The organism is Prosthecodimorpha hirschii (assembly GCF_001305515.1).
Classification (GTDB): Bacteria; Pseudomonadota; Alphaproteobacteria; order Rhizobiales; family Ancalomicrobiaceae; genus Prosthecodimorpha; species Prosthecodimorpha hirschii.
Genome location: NZ_LJYW01000001.1, coordinates 5,513,026 through 5,528,858 on the forward strand (window position 1 = coordinate 5,513,026; position 15,833 = coordinate 5,528,858).

Annotated in this window: 14 protein-coding genes; 12 read left to right on the top strand and 2 right to left on the bottom strand. The window is 69.0% G+C overall.

Translation table 11 applies throughout. The features are described 5' to 3' along the window. Nucleotides 1-445 precede the first annotated feature (445 nt). Nucleotides 446-1,240: a DUF1295 domain-containing protein gene (locus ABB55_RS24200; RefSeq protein WP_160321310.1), complete on the bottom strand. Its 795-nt coding sequence runs from the start codon at nucleotides 1,238-1,240 to the stop codon at nucleotides 446-448. A 168-nt stretch (nucleotides 1,241-1,408) separates the two neighbouring features. On the opposite strand from ABB55_RS24200, the gene ABB55_RS24205 reads away from it, so the two are divergent. The 3 genes from ABB55_RS24205 to glyA all read left to right on the top strand — a co-directional run bounded on the left by ABB55_RS24205 (nucleotide 1,409) and on the right by glyA (nucleotide 4,679). Beyond that, complete coding sequence (locus tag ABB55_RS24205; RefSeq protein ID WP_244472113.1) at nucleotides 1,409-2,713, top strand: L,D-transpeptidase family protein; 1,305 nt, start codon at nucleotides 1,409-1,411, stop codon at nucleotides 2,711-2,713. A gap of 96 nt (nucleotides 2,714-2,809) precedes the next feature. Continuing rightward, entirely contained in the window at nucleotides 2,810-3,004 is a 195-nt protein-coding gene (locus tag ABB55_RS24210) for a DUF6898 family protein (protein ID WP_054361112.1), read from the top strand. Nucleotides 3,005-3,377: 373 nt separating this feature from the next. After that, nucleotides 3,378-4,679, top strand: coding sequence for a serine hydroxymethyltransferase (glyA, locus tag ABB55_RS24215; protein WP_244472200.1), 1,302 nt, complete (start codon nucleotides 3,378-3,380; stop codon nucleotides 4,677-4,679). A 109-nt stretch (nucleotides 4,680-4,788) separates the two neighbouring features. Here glyA and ABB55_RS24220 read toward each other — a convergent pair whose 3' ends face one another. Beyond that, nucleotides 4,789-5,748 carry a hypothetical protein gene (locus ABB55_RS24220; protein WP_054361114.1) on the bottom strand — a complete coding sequence of 320 codons (960 nt, stop codon included), beginning with the start codon at nucleotides 5,746-5,748 and terminating at the stop codon, nucleotides 4,789-4,791. Nucleotides 5,749-6,041: 293 nt separating this feature from the next. Here ABB55_RS24220 and ABB55_RS24225 point away from each other — a divergent pair, with 293 nt between their 5' ends. The 9 genes from ABB55_RS24225 (at nucleotide 6,042) to ABB55_RS24265 (ending at nucleotide 15,650) form a co-directional block, all read left to right on the top strand. After that, nucleotides 6,042-7,775: a S8 family peptidase gene (locus ABB55_RS24225; protein ID WP_160321311.1), complete on the top strand. Its 1,734-nt coding sequence runs from the start codon at nucleotides 6,042-6,044 to the stop codon at nucleotides 7,773-7,775. Nucleotides 7,776-7,863: 88 nt separating this feature from the next. Next, on the top strand, nucleotides 7,864-8,334 hold the full coding sequence (nrdR, locus tag ABB55_RS24230; protein WP_054361116.1) for a transcriptional regulator NrdR: 471 nt from the start codon (nucleotides 7,864-7,866) through the stop codon (nucleotides 8,332-8,334). Between the two features lie 64 nt (nucleotides 8,335-8,398). After that, nucleotides 8,399-9,535 carry a bifunctional diaminohydroxyphosphoribosylaminopyrimidine deaminase/5-amino-6-(5-phosphoribosylamino)uracil reductase RibD gene (gene ribD, locus ABB55_RS24235; protein ID WP_054361117.1) on the top strand — a complete coding sequence of 379 codons (1,137 nt, stop codon included), beginning with the start codon at nucleotides 8,399-8,401 and terminating at the stop codon, nucleotides 9,533-9,535. A 10-nt stretch (nucleotides 9,536-9,545) separates the two neighbouring features. Then, the gene (locus tag ABB55_RS24240; protein WP_054361118.1) at nucleotides 9,546-10,193 is read left to right on the top strand and encodes a riboflavin synthase; all 648 of its coding nucleotides are present in this window, start codon (nucleotides 9,546-9,548) and stop codon (nucleotides 10,191-10,193) included. 31 nt (nucleotides 10,194-10,224) lie between these two features. After that, nucleotides 10,225-10,728, top strand: a complete 504-nt coding sequence (gene ribH, locus ABB55_RS24245) for a 6,7-dimethyl-8-ribityllumazine synthase (RefSeq protein ID WP_054361119.1) — start codon at nucleotides 10,225-10,227, stop codon at nucleotides 10,726-10,728. Beyond that, nucleotides 10,716-11,210, top strand: a complete 495-nt coding sequence (gene nusB, locus ABB55_RS24250; protein ID WP_054361120.1) for a transcription antitermination factor NusB — start codon at nucleotides 10,716-10,718, stop codon at nucleotides 11,208-11,210. Before ribH ends, nusB begins: the two co-directional genes overlap by 13 nt. Nucleotides 11,211-11,242: 32 nt before the next feature. Then, nucleotides 11,243-12,289: a thiamine-phosphate kinase gene (thiL, locus tag ABB55_RS24255; RefSeq protein WP_054361121.1), complete on the top strand. Its 1,047-nt coding sequence runs from the start codon at nucleotides 11,243-11,245 to the stop codon at nucleotides 12,287-12,289. A gap of 87 nt (nucleotides 12,290-12,376) precedes the next feature. After that, nucleotides 12,377-12,937 (top strand): hypothetical protein, encoded by a 561-nt coding sequence (locus ABB55_RS24260; RefSeq protein ID WP_054361122.1) that lies wholly within the window; start codon nucleotides 12,377-12,379, stop codon nucleotides 12,935-12,937. A gap of 580 nt (nucleotides 12,938-13,517) precedes the next feature. After that, nucleotides 13,518-15,650: a sodium-translocating pyrophosphatase gene (locus ABB55_RS24265; RefSeq protein WP_054361123.1), complete on the top strand. Its 2,133-nt coding sequence runs from the start codon at nucleotides 13,518-13,520 to the stop codon at nucleotides 15,648-15,650. Nucleotides 15,651-15,833: the final 183 nt, after the last annotated feature.

Below are 15,833 nucleotides of genomic sequence, written 5' to 3' on the forward strand. Positions count from 1 at the left end.
AAGCGCTCCCTCCGAGAGATTCCCAAGTCGGCAACAGCCGACTTGGGCCGCGCTTCTGGACCGACCAGATTCTCTACCGGCTCTGAGAGGAAGCGCTCCCTCCGAGAGATTCCCAAGTCGGCAACAGCCGACTTGGGCCGCGCTTCTGGACCGACCGGATTCTCCACCGGCTCTGAGCGGAAGCGCTCCCTCCGGAGGACTCCAAAGTCGGCAACAGCCGACTTGATCCGGAACCCGAGCGTCCTTGTGGCGTTGTCCCTGCACCGAGGAGGCGCCGTCCGGCTTGCCGGATGACGCTACGGTGCACACCCCCGCGCCGTTGATCGGGTCGATCGACCCGACATGTCCGAGGCACCCAGACTGGCTTCGCGCGGCCCCCCGCGCGGAGCCGTTTTTTCGTCGCAACCCTGTCGGCCGGGGCGTTCCCGGTCCGCACGAGCCGGGCTCAACCGGGTCTCACCGGGCGTGGCGGGCGCGGCAGGAAGGCGCTGGTGCGGGCCGCGTAGTCGGTCCAGCCGGGACGGGTGGCCAGGACGGCCTCGAGCGGCGGGATGCCCGACACCTTCAAGAGCAGCACCGTCAGGGCGGCCGGCGCCACGAGCACCCACCAGAGCCCCGAGGCCGCCGCTCCGACCAGGCCGAGCCCCCACCACAGCACCGCCTCGCCGAAATAGTTCGGATGCCGGCTCCAGGCCCAGAGCCCCGTGGTGACCAGCCGGCTGCGTCGTGCCGGGTCCGCCTTGTCGGCGCTCAACTGCGCATCGGCGACCCATTCGATCACGAAGCCGATGACGAACAGGGCGCAGCCCGCCGAGGCCAGCCATAGCGCGGCCGGCGACAGAGGGTCCGGCTCCGGGTGCAACAGCGCGGCATGGATCGGCGCGGCGAGCGCCCATTGCACGACCGCCTGCAGCCAGAAGACGGTGATCAGATTCGTGCGCGGCCAGTTCGGCCCGCCCCGGGCGCGCATGGCTGCATAGCGCGGATCCTCGATCCCGCCGCGCCGGCGATGACGGACCACCAGATGGACGGTCAGCCGGACCGCCCAGATGGTGACGGCGACGGTCACGAACAATTGTAGGCCGCCGGCGCGCCCGCTCGCGACCCATTCCAGCCAGGCCGTCGCCGCAAAGCCGCCCGCCCACCACCAGTCGACGATGCCGGCATCGCGCCGGGGACCATGAATCAGCCACAAAACACTGAAAATCACGAGGCCGAGGAGCAGCGTCGCGATCAGCACGGAGTCCCATCCGAACGCTTGGCCGTGATGCATCCTCGCCCTCGCTTTTCCGTTGGTTTGCTGTCATAGGCGGAAAGGCCCGATTAACGGATCTTTGTCCGTATCCTGATGTCGTATGACGACCGATGGCGACCGGCCGATTTGGCTGAACCCGATGGAGCGTTCGAAGTGCTTGTACGTCCGAAGCCCGATCACGGATTGCGGCTCACCCGACGCGGCCTGCTGACCGGCATCGCCGCTCTTGCCGGTCTGCGTGCCGTGCCCGCGCTCGCCGAGAGCGCCGGCGAGTCGCCGATCGACGTGCTGATGCGCGCCCAGACCGTGCGCGAATGGCAGGACAAGTTCGACGCCGGCGCCTCCACGCCGGTGGCGCAGCTGAAATCCGACGTTCCGCTCCTGTCGCCGGAGACGGCCGCCAATATCGAGGCCGCGCTGCCGCAGTATCAGGCGATCGCCGGCAATGGCGGCTGGCCGCGCGTTCCGGACCAGCAGCGCCTGCGCATCGGTACCCGGTCGGAAGCCGTCATGGTGCTGCGCCAGCGCCTCGCGGTGACCGGCGATCTGGCCCCGAGCCAGTTCGGCTACGGCGACACCTTCGATTCCTACGTCGACGCCGCCGTGCGCCGCTTCCAGGTCCGCCACGGCCTGAAGCCGAACGGCTTGGTCGACAAGCCGGTCTTCGACGTGATGAACGTGCCGGCCGACATCCGCCTGCGCCAGCTCGAGACCAATCTGGTGCGCGTCCGCTCGATGTCGGGCAATCTCGGCGACCGCTTCATCTTCGTGAACATCCCGGCGGCCGAACTGGAAGCCGTCGAGAGCGGCCGCGTCGTCGCCCGCCACAATGCGGTCGTCGGTAAGGTCGATCGTCAGACCCCGGTGCTGACCTCGAAGGTCAGCGAGATCAACTTCAATCCGTTCTGGCACGTCCCGGTGTCGATCATCCGCAAGGATCTGATCCCGAAGATGCGCGCCGATCCCGAGTATCTGACCAAGAACCGGATCCGCATCTACGACAACAAGGGTCGCGAGATTCCGCCGGAAGCGATCAACTGGGATACCGATCAGGCCGCCAACCTGGCCTTCCGCCAGGATCCGGGCGACATCAACGCCATGGCGACGGTGAAGATCTCCTTCCCGAACAGCCATGACGTGTACATGCACGACACGCCCTTCAAGGATCTGTTCGGCGACAACAACCGGTTCTACTCGTCCGGCTGCATGCGCATCCAGAACGTCCGCGAACTGGTCGCCTGGATCCTGCGCGACACGCCGAACTGGGGGCCGCAGCAGATCGACGACGCGATCCGCACCGGCCAGCGCATCGACGCCAAGGTCAAGGGCGCCGTGCAGGTCTACACCAACTACGTCACCGCCTGGGCGACCCGCGAGGGCGTCGTGCATTTCCGCGACGACATCTATGCCCGCGACGGCATCGGCGAACTCGCCTATGTGCCGGGCATCATGCAGTAACGGGCACGGGTCCCGACGAGATGCCGAAGGGCCGGCCGCGGCGACGCGGGCCGGCTCTTTGCTTTTGGACCGCTGCCGCACGGCGAGGTTGCACGGATGACCGACAGGGGTGGCGGCCGCAACACCGTCTATTTCGAGTTCACCGTGATCGGCGCTCAGGTGCGCGTGGCCGCCATCGACGCGGCGAGCGGGGTCGAGGTCTCGATCGTCGGGGCGGTCGGCGTGCCGCGCCATGACCTCGAGCGGGTGGCTTTGCGCAAATTGATGAAGCGTTTGGAAAAAGACCCGTGACGCAAATGAGGGCAGATGGCCGCGGGAATCGCGACGGCGCCGCTTCCGCCTGGAAAACCGGCGTGCTATTCGCTGCCGTCATAGCCCGATAAGTCCCGGTGCGGTCGGAGCGTCCAAGCGCCGCACGACGCGGCGGATGGGATTCCGGGCCTGCTCCGGTAGGTTAGCCGGAGATCCATCGCGGCGCGTTCAGGGCCGGTTCGGACGGGATTCCGTCCGGCCATCGGCGCGATCGATCCGCAGGCGAGGCACGGCTCCGGCCGCCGCATCGCCGGATGAGAACGCAGCGCCGCAGCCCCGGCTGTCGCGCGCTCGGCGTCAGGAAAGCCCGGCGCCGGAACAAAGGGACACGCTCCGAGAGGCCCCCATGTCGATGTCCGACGTTGCCCAGACGAAGCCGCTCTACCCGGGATTCTTCACGGAGAGCCTGGCCACTTCCGATCCCGAAATCTTCCAGTCGATCCAGGACGAGCTCGGCCGCCAGGCCGACGAGATCGAACTGATCGCCTCCGAGAACATCGTCTCCAAGGCGGTGCTCGAGGCCCAGGGTTCGGTCATGACCAACAAATATGCCGAGGGCTATCCGGGCAAGCGCTACTACGGCGGCTGCGAGTTCGTCGACGTGGCCGAGCAGCTGGCGATCGACCGCGCCAAGAAGATCTTCGGCGCCGAATATGCCAACGTGCAGCCGCATTCGGGCGCCAATGCCAACCAGGCGGTGTTCTTCGCCCTGCTGCAGCCCGGCGACACCTATATGGGCTTGGATCTCGCCTGCGGCGGTCACCTGACGCACGGCTCGCCGGTCAACCAGTCGGGCAAGTGGTTCAAGCCGATCGGCTACAAGGTCCGCCAGGACGACCAGCGCATCGACATGGACGAGGTCCGCGATCTCGCCCGGACCCATCGGCCGAAGCTGATCATTGCCGGCGGCTCGGGCTATCCGCGCATCATCGACTTCAAGACCTTCCGCGAGATCGCCGATGAAGTCGGCGCGATCTTGATGGTCGACATGGCCCATTTCGCCGGTCTCGTCGCCGGCGGCGTGCATCCCAACCCGCTCGACCACGCCCATGTGGTGACCACCACCACGCACAAGACCCTGCGCGGTCCGCGCGGCGGCATGATCCTCAGCCGCGACGCGGAACTCGGCAAGAAGTTCAACTCGGCCGTCTTCCCGGGCCTGCAGGGCGGTCCGCTGATGCATGTCATCGCCGCCAAGGCGGTCGCCTTCGGCGAGGCGCTGCGTCCGGAATTCAAGGCCTATGCGGGCCAGGTGGTCGAGAACGCCAAGGCGCTCGCGGCGAGCCTGGTCGAGGAGGGCCTCGCGCTCGTCTCCGGCGGCACCGACACGCATCTGATGCTGGTCGACCTCAGGCCGAAGAACACCTTCGGCAACGTCACCGAGAAGGCTCTGAAGCGCGCCCACATCACCTGCAACAAGAACGGCATTCCGTTCGATCCGGCCAAGCCGATGGTCACCTCCGGCGTGCGTCTCGGCACCCCGGCCGGCACCACCCGCGGCTTCGGCCCGGCCGAGTTCCGCGAGGTCGGCAAGATGATCGCCGCGGTCATCGACGGCCTGCAGAAGAACGGCGAGGCCGGCGACGCGCAGATCGAGAACCGCGTCAAGGAGCAGGCGACCGCGCTCTGCCGTCGTTTCCCGATCTATCGCTGATCGAAACGCCGATGTGACGTTTCGGGACGGGGGCCTTGCGGCCCCCGTTTCCATTTTGGGGTCTGGGAAGGGGCCGGTCGGAGGCGATGCCGGTCGCGCCCGATGCCCTTTACGGCAGGGTGTCGTGGGGCCGGGCCTCGCCCGAGGGCGCGACCCGGACATGGCCGGCGGTGGTCGAGAAGGCGAAGACCTGCCAGCCGGCGCGACCCGAGGCGGCGAACTCGGCGGCGAGGCGCTCGGCAAGATCCCGCCCCCGCGCCTCGTGCTCGGCATGGGCCTCGGCCGTCCAGCGCGATTCGTCGGGGATGTCCGGATCGAGCGACTGCTCGAACTCGTCCGCCCAGCGGGCGAGATCGGCCTCCAACTGCCGCGAGATATCGAGATCGGCGGGGTCGACGGAGCCGTAGTCAGGCGGGCGAATCGACCAGACCGGATGGCAGCCGAAATCCGCCATCACGCTATAGGAGGGCGGCATGTCCGGCGCGGACGGCGCATAGACCCGTGCGGACCCGGCCGGCTCATCCGGCAGCTCGATGTCGTCGTCGGCGCCGCCGTCGCCGGTCAGTCGGCCTGCGCGCAGATAGAGGAACGCGAACCCCGCGACCAGGGCGGCGGCGAGCGTCGCGATCGCGGCGACGAGCCCGGGATCGAAGGCGCCGAGGGGCAGGAGCCGGCCATCCGCGGCGGCCATGGCCACCAGGGCGGTCGCGACCGAATAGACGACGGCGGCATTGCGCGTGGCCGCCCGTTCGGCCGGTGCGGGCTCGTCATGCGGGTCGAGCCAGCGCGGCGCGACGAGACCCAGATAGAGCACCTGCTGGGCGAGACCGATCAGAAACAGCGGCAGCGCCAGCCAGGAGAGAACGGCGAGCATCATGCCGCCGAGCCCGACCGGGATGGTTCCGGCGGCGAGCCAATGGTCGCGCCACCGTGTTGCCCGGGCCGCAGGTCCCTGGGCGAGGGCTTCGAGCATCGCCGTCAGGATGCGGCCGTTGATCAGGGTCCGTCCGACATAGAGGGCCGCCGCCAGATAGAACACACCGATCAATCTCAGCCCGATCTCGGCCATGCGCCTCCGTCATCCCCATCTTGCCGTCCGCCGCTGAGCGTCGGAGGTCATCGGGCCGGGGCGCCGAGCCTGGCCCGCATCCGATCCCGCGGAACCATCCGTCGGATGCCACGGTCGATCGCGGTCGATCCGCCCGCGCCATCCGATTCGCACCCGGCCGGCGCCGAACCCTTTCGCCTCAAACTAACATTTCGCGGCCCGGTCGCGACATGACTATCGTCGACGGCAAACCGACGGTTAACGGCTGCCGCTTACGTTTGCCATATGTCGTGTCGACCGTGTTGGAGCCAGCCATGCAGTCCGGGCCTCTATTGCGCATCCTTGCCGTCTGCGGGCTCGTCCTGGCCGGATCGGTTGCCGCCGAAGCCCATCAGCCGTCGGCCCGGCTGAAGGCGAAGTTCGGCAAGGGCATCGGCACCTTCTCGCTCGACGCGGCCGCGCCCGCGACACGCCTGCGCTACATCGTCGTTCTGACCGATCCTGCCCCCGACGCGGCCGACCGGCGCGATCGCAAGACCCGCATCGCGGACGGCCAGAACCGCGTGCTTGCCGGAATCCTCGGTCTGCGCAGCGCCGACGAACCGACCCGAAAGGTGCGCCGCTACGCGACGCTGCCGCTGGTCGCGCTCGAAGCCAACCCGGCCGAACTCGAACGCCTCGCGGCCGACGCGACCGTCGCGGCCATCCAGCCGGACGAGGCCGTCCAGCCGCTGCTCGACACCTCGACCCAGCTGACCGGCGCGCGCGCGGCCTGGACGCTCGGCGCGACGGGCTCCAACCAGGCTGTCGCCGTTCTCGACACCGGGGTGAAGACCAGCCATCCGTTCTTCGCCCCGAAGATCATCGACCAGGCCTGCTTCTCCGGCGGCGGCGGCGTGGCGACCACGCTGTGCCCCAATGGCCAGTACACGCAGACCGGGATCGGCGCGGCGGAGACCTGCGCGGCTTCGGTCAGTTCGGCCTGCTTCCACGGCACCCACGTCTCCGGCATTGCGGTCGGGCTCGGCGGCAAGACCGGCTCGCGCGACGGCGTCGCCCATTTCGCCCGGCTGGTCCCGGTCCAGGTCTTCAGCCGGTCCGGCAATTCGCTCGGCGCCTGGTTCAGCGACATCGTCGCCGCCCTCGACTGGGTCAACAACGTGCGCGACGGCTACGACACGGTGAAGATCGCCGCCGTCAACATGAGCATCGGCGACAGCGTCGCACATGCGAATTGCGACAGCGATCTGCCCGCCGTGAAGACGGCGATCGATACGCTCCGCGCCAACGGCATCGCGACCGTGATCGCGGCCGGCAACAACGGCTTCACAACCGGCGTCAGCGCGCCGGGTTGCATTTCGACCGCGATCACCGTCGGCGCCACGACCAAGAAGGACGGGCTGGCGAGCTTCAGCAATGTCGGCGACATGGTCGATCTCTATGCGACCGGGGTCGACATCCAGTCCTCGATCCTCTCCGGATACGGCAAGGCGTCGGGCACCTCGATGGCCGCGCCGCATGTCGCCGGCGCCTTCGCGGCCTTGCGCAGCGCCGTGCCGGGCGCCACGGTCGATGCCATCGAAGCCGCGCTGGAGAATTCCGGCCGCGCCATCACCGCATCGGGCGTCACCGCGCCGCGCATCCGGATCGATTCCGCGAAGACCATCCTGACCACGGTCTCCCCGGCGGCGACCATTCCGCCCGTCACCGATCCGGCCACGCTGGTCGTCTCGCCGACCGACGGATGGACCGTCACCCGCCTGACCAGCGCCGACTATTCGATGACGGCGAAGAGCTACACGGTGCTCGGGGCCAACGGCGATGTCGGCTACACGATCACGGCCGGCGGCGCCGGAATCCCGAAATGGCTGAAGGTCAGCGCGACCGCCGGCACCGCGACCGACCCGGCAGCCGCGATCACGATCTCGGTCAACGAGGCCGTCGCCGCGAAGCTCAACAACGGCACCTACAAGGCGACGCTGACCTTCACCAACACCACCAACAATGTCGGCACGACCACCCGCCTGGTGACCTTCGTCCGGAAATGAGCCTCGTCCGGTGCGGGATTTCCGCTGCCCCGCGAATCCGCGTACACCTCGCGCCGGGACGACACCCGAATCGAACCGGAGCCGAGCGATGCGCTGCCCCTATTGCGGAGGCGAGGATACCCAGGTGAAGGACTCGCGCCCGACCGAGGACGGGGCTGCGATCCGGCGCCGGCGGGTCTGCTCGTCCTGCGGCGGCCGCTTCACCACCTTCGAGCGGGTGCAACTGCGCGAACTGATCATCGTCAAGAAGTCCGGCCGCCGCGTTCCCTTCGATCGCGACAAGCTGATGCGCTCGGTGCAGGTCGCGCTGCGCAAGCGGCCGGTCGATCCGGAGCGGATCGAACGCATGGTCAACGGCATCGTCCGTCAGCTGGAGAGCCTCGGCGAACCCGAGATACCCTCCCAGCAGATCGGAGAGTTGCTCATGGAAGGCTTGAAAAGCCTGGATGACGTCGCTTATGTCCGCTTCGCCTCGGTCTACAGGGACTTCCGCGAGGCCAAGGATTTCGAAACCGTACTCGGCGAGCTGAGCCAGGACGAGACCGATCGCGACAAGTGATCGGTCCGGTCGGGTTCACGCCGTCGAGCGCGCCACCGGTGCCGGATTGAGCCAGACCGACCACATGTCCGCGGGACGGGTCTCAGACCTCGACCGCCGCTTCATGGATGCCGCCGTGCGCATGGGGCGTCGCCATCTCGGGCTGACCCGACCGAACCCCTCGGTCGGCGCCGTGGTGGTGCGCACCGGGCCGGATGGGCCGGAGGTGGTCGGCCGCGGCACCACCGCCCATGGTGGGCGGCCGCATGCCGAACGGATCGCGCTGGCAGAGGCCGGCGAACGGGCGCGCGGCGCCACCCTCTACGTCACGCTCGAACCCTGTTCGCAGCACGGCAAGCCGACCCCGGGCTGCGCCGAGGCGATCCTGGAGGCCGGCATCGCCCGCGTGGTTACCGCCCAGGAGGATCCCGACAGCCGGGTCGCCGGCCGTGGCCATGCCATGTTGCGTGCCGCCGGGGTCGAGGTGGTGGTCGGCGTCGGCGCGGCCGAGGCCGAGCGCGGCCTCGCCAATCATTTCACGCGCATGCGGCGCGGCCGGCCGCGCATGATCCTCAAGCTCGCGGTTTCCGCCGACGGCATGATCGGCCGGCGCGGGGTCGCCAAGGTGCCGGTATCGGGCGACGCGTCGCGCGCCTATGCGCAGGTGCTGCGCTCGGAGGTCGATGCCGTCATGGTCGGGATCGGCACCGCGCTGGTCGACGATCCGGATCTGACCGTCCGGCTGCCCGGCATGGAGGGCGCCTCGCCGGCCCGGATCGTGGTCGACAGCCATGCGCGGCTGCCGCTCGACAGCCGGCTGGTTCGATCCGCCGGCCGGGTGCCGGTGCATCTGCTGACCACCGAGAAGGCGCCGCGCAGCCGCATCGAGGCGCTGCGTGCGGCCGGCGTCGACATCGTCATGGTGCCGATGGCGCCCGACGGGCATGTCGATCTCGTCAAGGGACTGACCAGCCTGTCCTGGAAGGGCATCCCGTCCGTGCTGGTCGAAGGCGGTTCGGATCTGGCCGAGGCCTTGCTGAGCGCCGATCTCGTCGACGAGGTCGCGCTGTTCCGCTCGCGCGCGGTGATCGGGGCGGGCGGCGTCGCCGCGCCGGCTTCCCTGGACGGGGTCGAATCCGGCCGCGACGGCCGCTATCAGCCGATCGATCGACGCCGCATCGGCGAGGATCGCCTCGTCACCTATCGCCGCCTCGGCCGCTGAAGGAGAAGCCATGTTCACCGGCATCGTCACCGATATCGGCACCGTCCGGCAGCGCGATCCGCTCGAGGCCGGCGTGCGGTTGCGCATCGGCACCGGCTATGCGCCGGACGGCATCGATCTCGGCGCCTCGATCGCCTGTTCGGGCATCTGCCTGACCGTGGTCGAACGGGGCCGCGACGGGGCAGGGGCTTGGTTCGATGTCGACGCTTCGTCCGAGACCCTGGCGGTCACCACCATGGCCGACTGGACGGTCGGCACCCGGATCAATCTCGAACGCTCGCTGACGCTCGGCCAGGAGATGGGCGGCCACATGGTCACCGGCCATGTCGACGGCCTGGCCGAGATCGTCGAGCGGCAGGCGGAGGGCGACATGGCCGTGTTCACCTTCAAGGTGCCGGCCGAACTCGCCCGCTTCGTCGCCCGCAAGGGCTCGGTCGCGCTCGACGGCACCTCGCTCACCGTCAACGCGGTCGAGGGCGACCGCTTCTCCGTCATGCTGATCCCCCACACCATCGCGGTCACCACCTGGGGTACCCGCCAGGCCGGCGACCACGTCAATATCGAGGTCGATCTGATGGCCCGCTACGTCGCCCGGCTCGCCGAGGCCGATGCGGCCACCGCCCGCACTTCTTTCCCCACGGTCGCGGCGCGGGCTTGACGCCGTTCCGCCGCCGTCCGAAGGATCGCCGATGAGCACCAAGAGTCATACCGCCGCCTATGATCCGGCCGCCGTGAAGGGCGCCCGCGTCCTGATCGTGGAGGCGCGCTTCTACGACGATCTCGCCGACGCCCTCCTGGAAGGCGCGCGCGCCGCGCTCGACGCTGCCGGCGTCGCCCATGAGACCATCACGGTCCCGGGCGCGCTGGAGATCCCCGCCGTGATCGCCTATGCCGTCGAGGCGGCGGCGCGCGGGGCGACCGCGCCGGACACGGGGCCGTTCGACGGCTTCGTCGCGCTCGGCACGGTCATCCGCGGCGAGACCACCCACTACGAGATCGTGTCGAACGAATCGGCCCGCGCCCTGATGGACCTGACCACGGCGCGGTCGATCGCTCTCGGCAACGGCATTCTGACGGTTGAAAACGAAGCGCAGGCCTGGGAACGGGCCAAGGCGGATCGGCTGGACAAGGGCGGCGGCGCCGCCACGGCCTGTCTGGCGATGATCGCGCTCAAACGGAGATTCGGACTGTGAACGCAGACAAGGACGCGCAGGCGCCCGTCCGCCCGGCCAACAAGCGCGGTGCGGCCCGGCTCGCCGCCGTGCAGGCGCTCTACCAGATGGACATCGCCGGGGTCGAACTGGGGGATGTGCTCGCCGAGTTCGAGGCGTTCCGGCTCGGCAAGGAAATCGACGGGCTGACCTTCCGCGAGGCCGATCCGGCCTATTTCCGCGACATCGTCACCGGGGTCGTCCGGGTGCAGCGCGACATCGACCCGCTCGTCCACAAGGCGCTGGTCGAGGGGTGGCCGCTGAAGCGCATCGACGTGACGCTGCGCGCCATCCTGCGCGCCGGCACCTTCGAACTGATCGCCCGCAAGGACGTGCCCGCCAAGGTGATCATTTCCGAATATCTCGACGTGGCCAAGGCCTTCTTCGTCGAGGACGAGCCGCGCCTCGTCAACGGCGTGCTCGACAAGCTCGCGCGCGACCTGCGTCCGGCCGAGTTCGCCTGACGCGGAGCGCGGCGTCAGCCCGGGGAGGGGACATGGCCGAACCGGTGCGCCCGTCCGAGGACGCGTTGATCGCCCGCTGGTTCCGGCCGCTCGCGACCGATCCGGCGAGCTTCCGGCTCGGTGACGACTGCGCCAGCCTGACGCCGCCGCCGGGCGCCGATCTGGTCCTGAAGACCGATGCGGTCGCCGCCGGCATCCATTTCTTTGCCGACGATCCCTGGGACGCGGTCGCCGCCAAGGCGTTGCGCGTCAATCTCTCCGACCTCGCCGCCAAGGGCGCGCGGCCGCTCGGCTATCTCCTGTCGCTGGCGCTGCCGTCCGACTGGCGGGTCGAGCAGATGGAGGCCTTCGCGGCCGGCCTCGGCGCCGACCAGGCCCGCTTCGGCGTCGCGCTGTGGGGCGGGGATACCATCCGGTCGCCCGACGGGCTGGTGATCTCGATCACGGCGATCGGCGCCGTGCCGCAGGGCCGGATGGTCCGGCGCGGCGGCGCCCGGCCCGGCGACCGGCTCTACGTCTCCGGAACGCTCGGCGATGCAGCGCTCGGCCTGATGCTCCGGCTCGATCCCGATCGCGCCGCCGCCTGGGGGCTGACGGCGGACGAGCGCGACCATCTCCTCGCCCGCTACCTTCTGCCCGAGCCGCGGGTGGCGCTGGCGCCGGCCATCCTCGCCCATGCCGGCGGTGCGATGGACCTCTCCGACGGTCTCGTCATCGATGCCGGCCGCATGGGCCGCAGCTCCGGCGTTTCGATCCGGATCGACGCCGAGGCGGTTCCGCTGTCGCCGGCTGCGCGCCGCGCGCTTAATCGCGCTCCCGAACTGCTCCGCAGCATCCTGGCCGGCGGCGACGACTACGAGATCCTGGCGGCCGTCCCGCCCGAGGCCGCGACCGCCTTCGAACATGCGGCGGCCGCAGGCGCGGTGGCCGTAACGGCGATCGGGAACGTCGGGACGCCGCCCACCGGATCGCAGGACGCGGGCGCGTGCGGAGCCGTGCAGGAGGCAGAGACCGTCACGATCGTCGGCCTGGACGATCGCCCGATCTCCATCGGGGCGGAAGGGTATAGACACTTCTAGTTGTATATAATTGTTGCTACATGATTTGATTGACCTGCCGATACGACAGCCTATTCTGGATTGCGTGTATCCTTTGGAGACGCAATCATGACGTCCATGCCTCGCCGTCTCGGTTCGAGCCTTCTCGCGGTTCTCGGTCTTGCCTTGGTGCCCACGTTCGCTGCAGCCCAGTCCGGCCTGAAGCCGGATTCGCAGGTCGCGCCGCCACCGCCGCCCAAGCCGGCCGCAACCGGGCTTGCCGCGCCGAAGCCGGTCAACCCTGCGCCGAAGCCGGCCCCGGCGGTCAGCACCGTCGCGCTCGGGCCGGCAGAACGCGCTCTCGCCGCATGGAAGGGGCGCAAGGGCGACGATCTGATCGTGTTCTGGGGCGCGCCGACCAGCATCCAGCCGCTGAGCGGCGGCGCGCGCATGATGGTCTTCACCTTCAAGAAGGAGCAGGCCGGCGTCGATCTCGGCCAGGCCGCCAAGCTGTTCGGCTTCCAGAAGGCGTCCGGCCTGCTGTCGCAGATCGACACCTCGTCGCGCACCTCCTGCGTCGTCAACATCAAGGTTTCGGGCCGGGGGCTGATCGAATTCGGCACCGTGATGGAGAATGCCGGCCCGCAGGGCGAAGAGGTCTGCTCGAAGTTGCTGCGCCCGCCGGCGTGACGATAGCGTTCTTGATCAGATATCCGGTGGCTTCGGCGCTCTCGCGATGATGCCATCGGTGCGCCTGTGTGCACCTGTCACCGTGACAGGCACGCCGGACAGGGGAGACGGACAGTCCGGCGCCGACGGTCCGCGATGCCGGCCACGGCCGATCGCGCGGCCGCCGGTCCGAATCACGCGCCGCCCGGGCCGCCCTCTGGGAAGCGGCCGGGTAGCCCGGTCCGTTGAAATCGGCCGCCTCGCGCAGTGACGCCGCCCGCCGCATGCCGGCCGGGCCCGGAGGCCTCGCCGCCCAACCCGCGACGCCATGCCCGTTTTCGCCCCTTCTCCCGTGTTGCGGACCGCCGCCATCCGGGACCGTGCGTAGCGATTTTCGCGCATATTTTTCAGGCCATACGACACCTTGACGCGCCGTGGCGCGAAGCTACCGTAGGGCGCTTTTTTGGGGGGCGGCGGTGGGGCGCCCTTCCTCTGACAGCAAGAACGAAGAACGACATCCGAGCGAGGAATCGGAACCGTTGCCGCGTGCCCCGGGCGATCGCGCAGATCGTCGCCCCGCGGTGGTCCTACTGGAGGCGTCATGTCAATTCTACTTGTCATACTCTGCGGCCTGCTCTCGATCGCCTATGGCGTCTGGGCGATCAAATCGGTGATCGCCTCCGACGCCGGATCGGCGCGCATGCAGGAGATCGCCGGAGCGATCGCTGAAGGCGCGCAGGCCTACCTGAAGCGGCAGTACATCACGATCGGCGCCGTCGGCGTGGTGATCTTCGTGGTCATCGGCTACCTGCTCGGCCTGCCGGTCGCCATCGGCTTCGCCATCGGCGCGATTCTGTCCGGCCTCGCCGGCTTCATCGGCATGAACGTCTCCGTCCGCGCCAACGTCCGCACCGCCCAGGCCGCGACGCAGTCGCTCGCCGCCGGCCTCGACATCGCCTTCAAGTCGGGTGCCGTGACCGGCCTTCTGGTCGCCGGCCTCGCGCTTCTCGGCGTCACCGTCTACTACGCCATTCTGACGAGCGGGCTCGGCCACGCACCGAGCGACCGTGTCGTCATCGACGCCCTGGTGGCGCTCGGCTTCGGCGCCTCGCTGATCTCGATCTTCGCCCGTCTCGGCGGCGGCATCTTCACCAAGGGCGCCGACGTCGGTGCCGACCTCGTCGGCAAGGTCGAAGCCGGCATTCCCGAGGACGATCCGCGCAACCCGGCCACCATCGCCGACAATGTCGGCGACAATGTCGGCGACTGCGCCGGCATGGCCGCCGACCTGTTCGAGACCTATGCGGTGACCGTCGTCGCCACCATGGTGCTCGCCGCGATCTTCTTCGTCGGCACCCCGATCCTCGCCTCCGCGATGCTCTATCCGCTGATGATCTGCGGCGTCTGCATCGTGACCTCGATCGTCGGCACCTTCTTCGTCAAGCTCGGCGCCAACAATTCGATCATGGGCGCCCTTTACAAGGGCCTGTGGGCGACCTCGATCCTGTCGGCGATCGGCCTCGCCGGCGCGACCTCGATGACCATCGGCTGGGGCAAGATCGGCACGGTCGCCGGGATCGACATCACCGGCACCAATCTCTTCTTCTGCGGTCTCGTCGGCCTCGTCGTCACCGGCCTGATCGTCTGGATCACCGAATACTATACCGGCACCGGCAAGCGTCCGGTGGTCTCGATCGCCCAGGCGTCGGTGACCGGCCACGGCACCAACGTCATCCAGGGCCTCGCGGTCTCGCTGGAATCGACCGCGCTGCCGGCCCTGGTCATCATCGCCGGCATCGTCGTCACCTTCCAGCTCGCCGGCCTGTTCGGCACCGCGATCGCGGTCACCACCATGCTCGGCCTCGCCGGCATGATCGTCGCCCTCGACGCCTTCGGCCCGGTCACCGACAATGCCGGCGGCATCGCCGAGATGGCGGGCCTGCCGAAGGAAGTGCGCCACACCACCGATGCGCTCGACGCGGTCGGCAACACCACCAAGGCGGTCACCAAGGGCTACGCCATCGGCTCGGCCGGCCTCGGCGCGCTCGTGCTCTTCGCCGCCTATACCAACGACATCAAGCACTTCGTCGACAGCGGCGTGCCCTACTTCAAGGGCATCGGCGCGATCGACCTGTCGCTGTCCAACCCCTATGTCGTCGCCGGCCTGATCTTCGGCGGCCTGATCCCCTATCTCTTCGGCGGCATCGCCATGACCGCCGTCGGCCGCGCGGCCGGCGCGGTCGTCGAGGAGGTCCGTCGTCAGTTCCGCGAGAAGCCCGGCATCATGAAGGGCACCGACCGGCCCGACTACGGCCGTGCCGTCGACATGCTGACCAAGGCCGCCATCCGCGAGATGATCATCCCCTCGCTGCTGCCGGTGCTGGCGCCCTTCGTGGTCTATTACGGCGTGCTGTGGGCGTCCGGTTCCAAGGCGCACGGCTTCGCCGCCCTCGGCGCCATGCTGCTCGGCGTCATCGTCAACGGCCTGTTCGTCGCCATCTCGATGACCTCGGGCGGCGGCGCCTGGGACAATGCCAAGAAGTCCTTCGAGGACGGCTTCGTCGACAAGGACGGCGTCCGCCACCTCAAGGGCTCCGACGCCCACAAGGCTTCGGTCACCGGCGACACCGTCGGCGACCCCTACAAGGACACGGCCGGCCCGGCCGTGAACCCCGCCATCAAGATCACCAACATCGTCGCCCTGCTGCTGCTGGCCATCCTGGCCCACGGCTGAGTCCGGCGGCCTTCGGGCCATCGACGAGAAACAAGGAGGCCCGCGGGAGCGATCCCGCGGGCCTCTTTCATGCGTCGACTGCCGACGCACGGCGATACCGGCGCACCGGCGATGCCGGCGAACCGGCGATGCCGGCGAACCGGCGATGCCGGCCGCCCGACATGACAAAGCCGGCACGGCGGG